This window comes from uncultured Amnibacterium sp. (assembly GCF_964245895.1).
In the GTDB taxonomy this organism is placed as follows: domain Bacteria; phylum Actinomycetota; class Actinomycetes; order Actinomycetales; family Microbacteriaceae; genus Amnibacterium.
In genome coordinates this window covers 1-9,975 of record NZ_CAXTOQ010000129.1, presented here as the reverse complement: position 1 = coordinate 9,975, position 9,975 = coordinate 1, and the positions used below count along the sequence as shown (strand labels likewise).

The 9,975-nt window shown below is 75.4% G+C and carries 11 protein-coding genes, 1 tRNA gene and 1 pseudogene; 8 read left to right on the top strand and 5 right to left on the bottom strand.

The window, feature by feature from the left end; all coding sequences use genetic code 11:
* Positions 1-621, top strand: a pseudogene (locus tag ACFE60_RS14750) (cyclic pyranopterin phosphate synthase); the annotation flags it as partial.
* Positions 614-862 (top strand): MoaD/ThiS family protein, encoded by a 249-nt coding sequence (locus tag ACFE60_RS14745; protein ID WP_375389621.1) that lies wholly within the window; start codon positions 614-616, stop codon positions 860-862. The pseudogene ACFE60_RS14750 and the gene ACFE60_RS14745, both read left to right, overlap by 8 nt.
* A gap of 95 nt (positions 863-957) precedes the next feature.
* Here ACFE60_RS14745 and ACFE60_RS14740 read toward each other — a convergent pair whose 3' ends face one another.
* From ACFE60_RS14740 to ACFE60_RS14725, 4 genes are read right to left on the bottom strand one after another with little or no spacing between them, the layout of a single operon-like run.
* Positions 958-1,371 (bottom strand): molybdenum cofactor biosynthesis protein MoaE, encoded by a 414-nt coding sequence (locus ACFE60_RS14740; RefSeq protein WP_375389620.1) that lies wholly within the window; start codon positions 1,369-1,371, stop codon positions 958-960.
* A complete protein-coding gene (moaCB, locus tag ACFE60_RS14735; protein WP_375389619.1) occupies positions 1,368-2,372 on the bottom strand; it encodes a bifunctional molybdenum cofactor biosynthesis protein MoaC/MoaB in 1,005 nt (334 codons plus the stop codon). Before moaCB ends, ACFE60_RS14740 begins: the two co-directional genes overlap by 4 nt.
* 44 nt (positions 2,373-2,416) lie before the next feature.
* Positions 2,417-3,610 carry a gephyrin-like molybdotransferase Glp gene (gene glp / locus ACFE60_RS14730; protein WP_375389618.1) on the bottom strand — a complete coding sequence of 398 codons (1,194 nt, stop codon included), beginning with the start codon at positions 3,608-3,610 and terminating at the stop codon, positions 2,417-2,419.
* Positions 3,610-4,665 (bottom strand): ThiF family adenylyltransferase, encoded by a 1,056-nt coding sequence (locus ACFE60_RS14725; RefSeq protein ID WP_375389617.1) that lies wholly within the window; start codon positions 4,663-4,665, stop codon positions 3,610-3,612. Before ACFE60_RS14725 ends, glp begins: the two co-directional genes overlap by 1 nt.
* Positions 4,666-4,752: 87 nt before the next feature.
* Between ACFE60_RS14725 and ACFE60_RS14720 the strand changes: the two genes are divergently transcribed.
* From ACFE60_RS14720 to ACFE60_RS14705, 4 genes are read left to right on the top strand one after another with little or no spacing between them, the layout of a single operon-like run.
* Entirely contained in the window at positions 4,753-5,178 is a 426-nt protein-coding gene (locus tag ACFE60_RS14720; RefSeq protein WP_375389616.1) for a molybdopterin-binding protein, read from the top strand.
* Positions 5,175-5,975 carry a molybdate ABC transporter substrate-binding protein gene (gene modA / locus ACFE60_RS14715; RefSeq protein WP_375389615.1) on the top strand — a complete coding sequence of 267 codons (801 nt, stop codon included), beginning with the start codon at positions 5,175-5,177 and terminating at the stop codon, positions 5,973-5,975. The genes ACFE60_RS14720 and modA overlap by 4 nt, the downstream gene beginning before the upstream one ends.
* 3 nt (positions 5,976-5,978) lie before the next feature.
* Positions 5,979-6,794 (top strand): ABC transporter permease, encoded by an 816-nt coding sequence (locus ACFE60_RS14710; RefSeq protein WP_375389614.1) that lies wholly within the window; start codon positions 5,979-5,981, stop codon positions 6,792-6,794.
* Positions 6,791-7,525: a sulfate/molybdate ABC transporter ATP-binding protein gene (locus ACFE60_RS14705; RefSeq protein ID WP_375389613.1), complete on the top strand. Its 735-nt coding sequence runs from the start codon at positions 6,791-6,793 to the stop codon at positions 7,523-7,525. Before ACFE60_RS14710 ends, ACFE60_RS14705 begins: the two co-directional genes overlap by 4 nt.
* 50 nt (positions 7,526-7,575) lie before the next feature.
* Here ACFE60_RS14705 and ACFE60_RS14700 read toward each other — a convergent pair whose 3' ends face one another.
* Entirely contained in the window at positions 7,576-8,214 is a 639-nt protein-coding gene (locus ACFE60_RS14700; protein WP_375389612.1) for an MBL fold metallo-hydrolase, read from the bottom strand.
* Positions 8,215-8,337: 123 nt separating this feature from the next.
* Between ACFE60_RS14700 and ACFE60_RS14695 the strand changes: the two genes are divergently transcribed.
* A complete protein-coding gene (locus ACFE60_RS14695) occupies positions 8,338-9,582 on the top strand; it encodes an aromatic acid exporter family protein (protein ID WP_375389611.1) in 1,245 nt (414 codons plus the stop codon).
* 120 nt (positions 9,583-9,702) lie between these two features.
* Positions 9,703-9,775: transfer RNA gene (locus tag ACFE60_RS14690), tRNA-Glu, on the top strand.
* The last annotated feature ends 200 nt before the right edge of the window (positions 9,776-9,975 follow it).

Here is a 9,975-nt window from a genome sequence, read left to right as displayed (position 1 = left end):
GACACGGTCGACCGCGAGCACTTCGCGCGGCTCACCCGGCGCGACCGGCTGCCCGCGGTGCTGGACGGCATCGCCGCCGCCGTCGCCGCCGGGCTCGACCCGGTGAAGGTCAACGCCGTGCTGATGCGGGAGACGCTCGCCGGAGCGGCCGACCTGCTGGCCTGGGCGGTCGACGCCGGCGTGCACCTGCGCTTCATCGAGCAGATGCCCCTCGACGCGGACGGCGTCTGGGCGCGCGAGACCCTGATCGACGCGGCCGAGCTGCTGGCCGTGCTCGGCACGCGGTTCGACCTCGAGCCGATCGGCCGCGACGACCCCTCCTCCCCGGCGGAGCTGTGGCGGGTGGTGGGGACCGCCGCGACGGTCGGCGTGATCGCCTCCGTCACGCGGTCCTTCTGCACCGACTGCGACCGGACGCGGCTGACCGCGGAGGGGTCGGTGCGGTCCTGCCTGTTCGGCGACGACGAGACGCCGCTGGCGCCGCTGCTGCGCGGCGGCGCCGACGACGCCGCGATCGCCGACGCGTGGCGCGCGGCGATGTGGGGCAAGCAGGCCGGGCACGGCATGGAGCGCGCCGGCTTCCGCCGCCCGATCCGGTCGATGGGCGCGATCGGTGGCTGAGGCGACCGTGCTGGTCCGCTACTTCGCGGCGGCGGCGGAGGCGGCGGGCCGCGAGGAGGAGCAGGTCACGGTGGAGGCGACCGCCGGCGCCCTGCGCGCGTGGCTCACGGGCCGGTACGGTCCCGCGATGCAGCGGGTGCTCGACGCGGGCAGCCTGCTGGTCGACGGCACCGTGACCCGCGACCCCGCCCGCCCGCTCCGCGCCCGCGTGGACGTGCTGCCCCCCTTCGCCGGCGGCTGACCTTCCTCGTTCGCCGTTCCGCAGAGATCGGCCGACCCGCCGCGCTCGGTGGACCTGCTTCGGCGTGTCGGCCAGGAACTGCGGAACGGCGAGACCTAGAGGCCGACCCACTCGGTGGTGCCGTCGGGGGAGTGCTGGCGCTTCCAGATCGGCACCTCGGCCTTGATCGCGTCGATCAGAGCCGCGCAGGCGGCGAAGGCCTCCGCGCGGTGCGGGCCGGCGACCGCGGCCACCAGGGCGACGTCGCCCACCTCCAGCGCGCCGACGCGGTGCACCGCGGCGACGGTCAGACCCGTCGACTCCGCGATGCGGAGGCAGGTCGCGCGGAGGAATGCCTCGGCATCGGGGTGCGCGGAGTAGTCGAGGCGCACCACCGGATGGCCCGCGTCGTGGTCGCGGATCACGCCGCGGAAGGTCACGAGCGCGCCGTCGGCCCGCGACAGCACCGCCGCCTCCACCTCGGCGGCGTCGATCGGCGCGTCGACGACCGCGGCGAGCGCGACCGTCATGGCAAATCGTGCGGCGCCGACTGGTGGGCGCCGTGCTCGTGGTCGGCCTCGCCGCGGATCTGGTGCCGGAGGTGGGGGAGCAGGTCCGCGAGCACGGTCAGCCCGTCGCCGACCCCGCCGGTCGAGCCAGGCAGGTTGACGACGATCGTGCCGTTCGACAGGCCCGCGACCCCGCGGCCCAGCGCGGCGGTCGGCGTGCCCGCCCTCGCGCGGAGCGCCTCCGCCACCCCGGGCAGCGCCCGGTCGAGGACCGCGGCGGTCGCCTCGGGCGTGCGGTCGGTCGGGCTCGGGCCGGTGCCGCCGGTCGTGATCAGCACCTCCGGCGCGTCCTGCAGCGCCTCCCGCAGCGCGGTCGCGACGTCCGCGTCCGCGACGACGACCGCGTCCGGGGTCTCGAGCCCCTGCTCCCGCAGCCACGCGACGATCCGTGCGCCGGTCGTGTCCTCGCGGGTGCCGGCGGCGGCGCCGGTGGAGACGACCAGCACGCGCCCGCCGCCGGTCGTCGCGACCCCCGGGTCGTGCTGCACCTGGTCCCGCGACCACCTGCCGTGCTTGCCGCCGGTCTTCTCGACCAGCTGCACGTCGGTCAGCGTCGCGCCGGGGTCGGCGGCCTTCACCATGTCGTGCAGCGTCAGCGCGGCGATCGTGACGGCGGTGAGCGCCTCCATCTCCACGCCGGTGCGACCGGTCGTCGCGACGCGCGCCTCGATCTCGACGGCGTCGCCGGAGGGGCGCAGCTCGACGGTCACGGCGTCGAGCGGCAGCGGGTGGCAGAGCGGGATGAGGTCGCTCGTCCGCTTCGCGCCGGCGATCCCCGCGATGCGCGCGGTCGCGAGCGCGTCGGCCTTCGGCAGCCCGTCCGCGACGAGCAGCCGCACCACCTCCGCCGTCGTGACCAGCCGCCCGCGCGCGAGCGCCTCGCGGTGCGTGACGGCCTTCGCGCCCACGTCGATCATGCGGGCTCGCCCGTCAGCGTCGAGATGCGTCAAGGAGCCGGCCACCGGATCATTCTGGCCGCCCGGGTCGGAGCGGCAGCACGGAGGCGTCAGAGCGGCAGCACGGAGACGACGGTGCCGGCGCCGACGAAGTCGGCGTCCTCCGGCACGTCGATCAGCACGTCCGCCGCGGCCATCGCGACGACCAGGTGCGAGCCGGGACCGCCGACCGGGTAGACGGAGCCGTCCTTCACGACCCCGCGCAGCCACTGCCGCCTGCCCTTCGGGGAGTGCACCGCCGCGGCGAGCGGCAGCGCCGCCGGCGGGATCGGCGGCAGATCCGCCGCGGCGCGCAGCAGGGGGCGGAGGAAGACGGTGAACGACACCTGCGCGGACACCGGGTTACCGGGAAGGCACACCACCGGCACGCCGCGCACCGACGCGGATCCCTGCGGGCCGCCGGGCTGCATGCCGATCTCGGTGACGTCCGCGCCGAGCGGCTCGAGCACCTGCCGCACGACCTCGAAGTCGCCCTTCGAGACGCCGCCCGCGGTGAGCACGAGGTCCGCGGCCTCGACCGCCCGCTGCAGCGCGGCCTCGAACGCCGCGGGGTCATCGGGCGTGAGGTCGACGAGCACCGGGTCGCAGCCCGCTTCGGCGACGAGGCCGGCGAGCGCGGTGCCGTTGGCGTCGTGCACCTGCCCGAGCGCGAGCGGGGTGCCGGGCGGCACGACCTCGGCGCCCGTCGCGATCACGGCGACCCGCGGGCGTCGGCGCAGCGTGACCTCGGCGACGCCCGCGGCGGCGGCCGCCGCGAGGTGCCGCGGGGCCAGGCGGGTGAACGGTGGCACGACGACGGTGCCGGGCAGCGCGTCGCTGCCGGCGTCCCGCACGAACGCGCCCGGGTCGACGGAGCGCAGGACGCGGACGCCGCCGTCCTCCTCCACCGTCTGCTCCACGGGGATGACGCAGTCCGCGCCGGTCGGCACCGGTGCCCCCGTCATCACCTTGAGCAGGTGGCCCGGGGCCAGGGTCGTGAGCTCGGTCGCGGCCGCGGGCACGACGCCGTCGACCGGCAGCACGACGGGGGTGCGGCGCACGTCGCCGGACCGCGCCGCGTAGCCGTCCATCTGCGCGTTGCGGAACGGCGGGAGGGGCCCGGTCGTGGTCACGGCTTCGGCGGTGAGTCGCCCCAGCGCGTCGAGCAGCGGCAGCGTCTCCGTCTCGTGCCGGGCGAGCGCGGGGCCGACGAGCGCGGCGATGCGGCCGGCGTGCTCGTCGACGGTGCGGCGGCGGGCGGCCATCAGTACCTCGGCACCGAGGGATCGACGGTGCGGCTCCAGCCGTCGATGCCGCCGGACATCGAGACGACCCGCAGGCCGGCGTCCTGCAGCACCCGGGCGCCGCGCAGGCTGCGGACGCCGCCGTGGCAGTACGCGACGACCTGCTTCCCGGCGTCCAGCTCGCCGACGCGGTCCGGCAGCTCGCCGAGCGGGATCAGCACCGAGCCGGGCAGGGCGGCGACATCCGCCTCCCACGGCTCGCGCACGTCGAGCAGGGTCACCTCCGCGTCGGACTCGAGCAGCTCGGCCGCCTCGGCGGGCGTGATCTCACGGATGTCCGCCATGGTCCCTCTCGTTCTGCCGGAATCGCTGCCGTCGGCTGCACCGTACGCGATCTCTCGGACGGTCGCCGCAGCCGCGTCGAGCACGAGCACCCGCCCGATCAGCGGCCGGCCGATGCCCGTCAGCAGCTTGATCACCTCGGTCGCCATCGCGCCGCCGACGGAGGTGCAGAGGCTCGGCAGCACCCCCGCGATCGCGCACGTCGCCATCGTGGACTCGTCGGGCCGCACGGGGAAGAGGTCCCGCCAGCGCGGCCCCGGGGAGGCGGCGACGCCGACCTGCCCGGCGAACCCGACCGCGGAGCCCCAGACCAGCGGGATCCCGGCCGCCGCGACGGCGTCGTCGAGCGCGTAGCGGGCATCGACGTCGTCCGTCGCGTCGACCACGAGGTCCGCGCCGGCCAGCAGCGCGGCGGCGTTACCGGCCGTGACGCGGTGCTCGCGGGCCGAGGCGGACCCGCCCAGCGCGGTCAGCCGCGCGACCGCGACCGCCGCCTTCGGGCTCCCGACGTCGGCGGGGCCGTAGAGGGTCTGCCGGTGCAGGTTCGTCGTCTCCACCCGGTCGTCGTCCACGACCACCAGTTCGCCGACGCCCGCCGCGGCCAGCACGGGCAGCAGCGCGCAGCCGAGGCCGCCCGCACCGACGACGACGACCCGCGCGGCGGCGAGGGCCTGCTGCCCGGCGTCGCCGAAGCCCGGCAGCAGCGCCTGCCGGGCGAACCGCGCATCGACCACGTCACGATCCAAGCACCGGGAGGAAGGCGCCGCGGATGCGGCGGATAGGCTGGTGAACGCACGCGGATGCGGGAGGAGACTGGTCACGTGGTCGATCGGATCAGGGTCACGGACGCGGCCGCGCTGCTCGGCGTCAGCGACGACACACTCCGCCGCTGGTCGGACTCGGGCCGCATCGCGATCGACCGGGCCGGCGGTCCGGCGACCGTCGACGGCGCCGAGCTCGCCGCGCTCGCGACGCAGATCGCGGCGGAGTCGCCGCTCGCCCGCATGCTGCCGTCCGACGGCACCTCCTCCGCCCGCAACCGCGTCACCGGCATCGTCACCCGGGTGGTGCGCGACACCGTGATGGCCCAGGTCGACCTGCAGGCCGGGCCGTTCCGCTTCGTCTCGCTGATGAGCCGCGAGGCGGCCGACGACCTCCACCTCGAACCGGGCGTGGTCGCGACCGCGTCCGTCAAGGCCACCACCGTGGTGATCGAGCACGCCGACCCGAAGAAGGACTCCCGATGACCCGTCGTCCCCCGGTCGCGCTCGCGGTCGCCGCCCTGTCCGTCCTGGCGCTCGCCGGCTGCGCGCAGGACCTGCCGGCGGAGTCGGCCGCACCGTCGGCCTCCGCCTCCGCGACGCCGACCCTGAGCGGTTCGATCACCGTCGACGCCGCGGCCAGCCTGAACGGGACGTTCACGGCGCTCGGGACCTCGTTCAAGCAGGAGCACCCCGGCGTCGAGATCACCTTCAACTTCGGCGGCAGCTCGGCGCTCGCCGCCGCGATCGTGTCCGGATCGACGGTCGACGTGTTCGCGGCCGCGAGCACGAAGACCATGCAAACGGTGAGCGACGCGAGCCTGACCGCCGCCGACCCTGTCGTCATCGCCCGCAACAAGCTCGAGATCGCGGTGCCGCCCGGCAACCCGGGCAAGATCACGGGGCTGAAGGACTTCGCCGACGCCGGGAGGACCATCGTCGTCTGCGCGAAGGAGGTGCCGTGCGGCGCGGCCGCGACCTCGGTGTTCGACATCGCGAAGATCACCGCGAAGCCGGACAGCTACGAGCCCGACGTCACGAGCGTGCTGACCAAGGTGGAGGGGAACGACGCGGACGCGGGGCTCGTCTACGTGACCGACGTGCAGGCGGCGGGCGACAAGGTCCAGGGCATCCCGTTCGACGAGGCCGACCAGGCCATCACCGACTACCCGATCGCCGCGCTGAAGGACTCGAAGAACGCGGCGCTCGCGGACGCGTGGATCGCGTACGTGCAGGCGCACGAGGCCGACCTGCAGGCGGCCGGCTTCCTCGCGCCCCAGTAGGCGATGCGCGTCCGGAGGGATCCGCTCGCCCGCGTCCCGCGCGCGGTGTGGGTGCCGGCGGCGCTCGCGTTCGTGCTGCTCGTCGGTCCGCTCGTGGCGCTGCTGGTCCGCGCGCCGTGGGCTCGGCTGCCGCAGCTGCTCGCGGGGGACACCGTGCTGCCGGCGCTCGGGCTGTCGCTCGGCACGGCCTCGGTCTCCACCGGGTGCTGCGTGCTGCTCGGGGTGCCGCTCGCGGTCGTGCTGTCGGGCGCGGACGGCTGGCCGTCCCCCCTCCGCCGCCTGGTCCGCGCGCTCGTGACGACGCCGCTCGTGCTGCCGCCGGTGGTCGGCGGCATCGCGCTGCTGCTGCTGCTCGGCCGCGTCGGCCTGATCGGCGGGCCGCTGTACCTGGCGTCCGGCTTCCAGATCCCGTTCACGACCCTGGCGGTGATCATCGCGCAGACGTTCGTCGGCCTGCCGTTCCTCGTGCTGGGCGTGGAGGGGGCGCTGCGCGGCGTCGACCGCCGGTTCGCGATCGCGGCGACGACGCTCGGTGCCGGGCCGTGGACGCGGTTCGTGCGCGTCACGCTGCCGCTCGCCGCCCCGGGGGTCGCGGCGGGGGCGGTGCTCGCGTTCGCGCGGGCCATCGGGGAGTTCGGGGCGACGGTCACCTTCGCGGGCAGCCTGCCGAAGGTGACGCAGACCCTGCCGGTCGCCGCGTACCTCGCGCTGAACAGCGACCGGGACGCGGCGATCGCGATCGCGGTCGTGCTGATGGTGGTCGCGGTGGTCGTGCTCGTCTCCCTCCGCGACCGCTGGCTGCAGGGCCTCGCCCGGTGAACGGCGCCCTGCAGGCGCGGCTGCGGATCGACCGAGGCGCGTTCGTGCTCGACGTGTCCCTCGACGTGCCCGCCGGCCGGGTCGTGGCGCTGATGGGCAGGAACGGCGCCGGCAAGTCGACCGCGGTGTCCGCGATCGCGGGGCTGCTGCCGCTCGACGGCGGCCGGGTCGCCGTCGACGGGGTCGCGTTCGAGGACGTCGGCGCGCGGCTGTCGGTGCAGCCCGAGCGGCGCCCGATCGGCGTGGTGCAGCAGCAGGCGGCGCTGTTCCCGCACCTGTCCGTGCGCGACAACGTCGCCTTCGGGCTGCGGACGCGGGGGCTGCGGCGGCGCGCTGCGCGGCAGGAGGCGGACCGGCTGCTCGCGGAGGCGGGCCTCGACGGGTTCGCGGGGCGGCGCCCCTCCGCGCTCTCCGGCGGGCAGGCCGCGCGGGTCGCGCTGGTCCGCACGCTGGCGCGCGAGCCGGCGCTGGTGCTGCTGGACGAGCCGCTCGCGGCGATCGACGCCGAGCTGCGGCCCGCGCTGCGCGCTGCGATCCGGGAGCGGCTGGCGACCTTCGCGGGGTCGGCGCTGCTCGTCACGCACGACGTGCGGGACGCGGAGGCGCTGGCGGAGGAGGTCGTCGTGATCGACGCGGGCCGCGTCGTGCAGCGGGGCACGCTCGCCGCGCTCCGCTCCGCCCCGGCCGCCCCGATCGTCGCGACGCTGCTGGACGCGGCCGCCCCCGCCTGAGACCACACCTTTCGTTTTGTAGGTCCGGCAGACCTACAAAACGAAGGGAGTCAGATGTCGATCGACTCGCCCGCCTTGAGGGCGAAGTACTCGCCGCCCTTCGCCTCCGTCACGGCCTTCAGCCGGTCGTGCACGAGCGCGGCCCCCGACGCGGACAGCACGCCGTCGTGCGTGCCGAAGGCCCGCTTCGGCGCGACCTGGGTGATGTAGTCCATGCCCTCGGCGATCTTCATCCAGGGCGCCCCGGCCGGCGCGGCCAGGGTGTCGACCTCGATGCCGACGGGCACGTAGAACGAGTCGCCCGGGTAGAAGAAGCGGTCGTTCACGAGCACCGCGAGGTTGTCGACGATCGGGATCGTCGGATGGATCTGCGCGTGGTTGCCGCCGAGGAACCGGATCGTCCAGTCCGCGACCGACACGGTCTCGCCCGGCGCTACGGCCCGGACGTCGAACCCCTCCGCCGCCCGCGCGACGCCGCGCGGCCCGAGCAGCACCGCGCCGGGGCTGGAGTCCAGGATCCGCCGCAGCTGGTCACCGCTCCAGTGATCTGCGTGCTCGTGGGTGATGACGACCACATCGACGTCGAGAAGGTCGAGGATCGGGTTCGTGAGGGCGCCCGGGTCGACGACGAGGCGACGTCCCGCCTCCTCCAGGATCAACGCGGCATGCTCGAGCTTGGTGATGCGCATGCGCCCAGTGGACCACCGGGCCGCCGAGCGTGCGCTGCGCAGCGGCATGAGGAGGCGCTGACGGCTCGCTCGACGGGAGGACCGGAGGGGAGGCGGCTGCGCACGCGGCTGCAGATCCGGCGCGTGCTCGACTGGATCTGGCCGGCGGGCCCGACCTCCTGGTCGGAGGTGCCCGCGCGGGTGCGGCCCGCGCTGTCGCAGGTCGCCCGGCTCACGGTCGCGGCGGTCGTCGCGTACCTGGTCGCCGACCTCGTGTCGCCCGGCATCGTCGACCTCACCGCGCCGCTGACCGCGCTGCTCGTCGTGCAGGCCTCCACGGTCGGCACGCTGCTGATGGGGCTCGTGCGCGTCGGCGCCGTGCTGACCGGCGTGCTCGTCGCCGTCGGCGTGACCGCCTGGACGGGCCTCTCCTGGTGGAGCCTCGCCCTCGTCATCGCCGCCTCGCTGCTGCTCGCGAAGGTGTTCCGCCTCGGCGACCAGTCGCTGGAGACGCCGATCAGCGCGATGCTGATCCTCGCCGTCTCCTCACCGGACCTCGGCGCGGAGGTCCGGCTCGTCAACACCTTCATCGGCACCGGCGTCGGCGTCCTGTTCTCGCTGGTCGTGCCGGTCGCGATCCCGAACGCCGCCGCGGGGGAGGCGGTGAAGCGCGTCGCGCGGTCGCAGGGCGCGCTGCTGGCGGAGATCGCGCAGACGCTGGGCTCGCGCGCGCCGGCACGGGAGGAGCTGGCGGCCTGGCTGGACTGGAGCGGGCACCTCGCCGCCGACACGACCGCGGCGCGGGAGGCGGTCCGTGAGGTCGAGCAGACGCGGGTGCTGAACCCGCTCGCGCTGACGACGGACGCCGTGCACCCGGCGCTGCGCGGAGCCCTCGAGCGGCTCGAGCGCTGCCTCGCGGCCGAGCGGGCGCTGCTCGTCGTGCTGACCCGCACCGCCGTCGGTCACGCGGACGACGACCCGGCCGGGACCGAGCTGCGCCGGGCCTTCGCGGTCGCCCTCGACGGCGCCGCCTCCGGCCTGCGCGCCTTCGGCGACCTGGTCGGCGCGGAGTACGACGGCAGCGAGCCGGATCGCGTCACGGCGCGCGAGCGCACCCTCGACGCGGTGGGGGAGTCGCGGGCGGTGCTCACCGAGCTCGCGCTGCTCGACCTGGACCCGCGTGAGCGGCCGGACCTGTGGATGCTGCAGGGCTCGGTGCTCGCCTCCGTCGACCACGTGCTCGAGCAGCTGGACCTGGAGCGGGAGGCGCCGGTCCACCTGCTGCGCCCCGACGTGACGGACGCGATCACGACGATCCGCCCGAGCGTCGAGGTCCGCTTCCGCCGCCGCTGGCGCCGCCTGCTGGCCCGCCGCTCCCCGCGCCGCTGACGGGGCCCTCCGCTGCTGGACCCCCGGTGCGCACCGCGCCCCGTGCAGCGGTCGGCCCCGTCAGTGGTGGCTCGAGCGGTGTGGCATACTCGTTGACCGCTGCGCTGCGGCGCGGCATGCGGCCCCATCGTTTAGCGGCCTAGGACGTCGCCCTCTCACGGCGGTAACGCGGGTTCAAATCCCGCTGGGGTCACGCAGACAAAACCCCCGGTCGGCCGGGGGTTTTGCTGTTTCTACCGGCAGTGCGACACGCCGACTCAAACGCGTTTTGCCCACATTTTGCCCACATCCGTCTGCAGCGCAGCGCGATCGAGTGCGACCGCGACGGCGTCGAGGTCGTCCTCGAACAGGTCCGCGTAGCGGTCGAGCGTCACTGCGGCGGAGGCATGGCCG

Bases quoted from the DNA above. Each gene is read 5' to 3' on its own strand.
- ACFE60_RS14740 (WP_375389620.1), bottom strand. From the start codon at position 1,371: ATGACGGTCGCGCTCGCCGCGGTCGTCGACGCGCCGATCGACGCCGCC.
- glp (WP_375389618.1), bottom strand. From the start codon at position 3,610: ATGGCCGCCCGCCGCCGCACCGTCGACGAGCACGCCGGCCGCATCGCC.
- modA (WP_375389615.1), top strand. From the start codon at position 5,175: ATGACCCGTCGTCCCCCGGTCGCGCTCGCGGTCGCCGCCCTGTCCGTC.
- ACFE60_RS14710 (WP_375389614.1), top strand. From the start codon at position 5,979: ATGCGCGTCCGGAGGGATCCGCTCGCCCGCGTCCCGCGCGCGGTGTGG.
- ACFE60_RS14700 (WP_375389612.1), bottom strand. From the start codon at position 8,214: ATGCGCATCACCAAGCTCGAGCATGCCGCGTTGATCCTGGAGGAGGCG.